Genomic DNA, 1179 nt, shown 5'->3' with positions numbered 1-1179 from the left:
GGAACAACAGCTGTTGGAAAGAATTTTATTACGGCGACAGGAGGACATGGTGGTGGGGGTGCTTCTGCCTATCAATCTCACACGGGATTTGGTGGTGGTACGACTACCTACTATTCAGGCGATGGCGGTGCTGGAGGAACAGGTGGAAACTTTGGTTTAGCAACGGATGAACATCTAGGAATTGCCAAAGGCGGAAATGGTTATGCTGGAACGAATGGAATTACGAGTAAAACAAGCGGTAATGGAGGCGATGCTGGAGGTGATACATCACGTGGTGGCTCTGGAGGAGTCGGCAAAGGTTCCTATAGTTCGGGAAAAGCAGGGCGTGGTTTTGGGGGCGGAGGTGCTGGCTCTCATGGAGATTCCTCTCCAAGCGGCGCTGGAGCTGATGGCGCTGTTCTTATAAGGTTATGGAAAGATTAAATACAAAACCAAAAATAGCGCAAGTCAAATGGATAGCTTTTGTATGAGCAGGCTTATATGTTTTTAAGTCCTTTTATTGCTCTTTCAAAGCCCTTTAAAGAGCTTTTTGACTGACAGTGTCAGTCTTATGGAGCATGGTGATGCTTGTTATAGTCTCTTCATTGATTTGGAGAGCAAGATGGCAATAGAATTTAATCATGGGATTCGCATTGTAGAGGCTGGTGAGGATTCCCGTCCTTTAGCAACATTTGATCAGACCGCCATTGGGGCGGTTGTTACAGCCCCTGATGCTGACAACCAAGTTTTTCCCCTCGACGAGCCTGTGTTGGTCTTCACCCATGAGACAGAAAAAATCCAAAAGCTTGGGGCAAGAGGCACGGCTCTTGATGTCATAAATGCTGTGTGCGCACAGGGGATTGAGGCACAAATTATCCTTGTGCGTGTGGAAGAAAAATCAACCATTGCTGAGACACAAACCGAAATGGTGGGATCCAATACTCACTTGACCGGTGTGCATGCCTTAGCGCATGCGCGGGGGCATTTGGGTGTGGAACCTGGGATTTTACTGGCACCGGCTTATAGTGCAGGGCGGATTGACAATGGCAAAAACCCCGTGGCAGATGCTTTGGAACAGGTTGCAGAAAAGCTACAAGCGATTGCCGTTTTTGATACGGGGGGGAAAAACACGCAAGAAAGTCTTGCCTATCGTGCAGATTTTTCCTCACGCTTTTGTTATTTGATTGATCCCTTTGTACG

At 47.7% G+C, this 1179-nt stretch carries 2 pseudogenes; both read left to right on the top strand.

Going from position 1 to position 1179, the window contains the following annotated elements:
• Positions 1-423 (top strand): annotated as a pseudogene (locus ACFINW_RS09920) (hypothetical protein); the annotation flags it as partial.
• Between the two features lie 178 nt (positions 424-601).
• Positions 602-1179: pseudogene (locus ACFINW_RS09915) on the top strand (phage tail protein); the annotation flags it as partial.

The sequence above is a fragment of the Bartonella sp. AA18HLJMS genome (assembly GCF_042197245.1).
GTDB lineage: Bacteria > Pseudomonadota > Alphaproteobacteria > Rhizobiales > Rhizobiaceae > Bartonella.
Note: the sequence above shows the minus strand (reverse complement) of the source record. Positions and strands in the feature narration are given on the sequence as shown.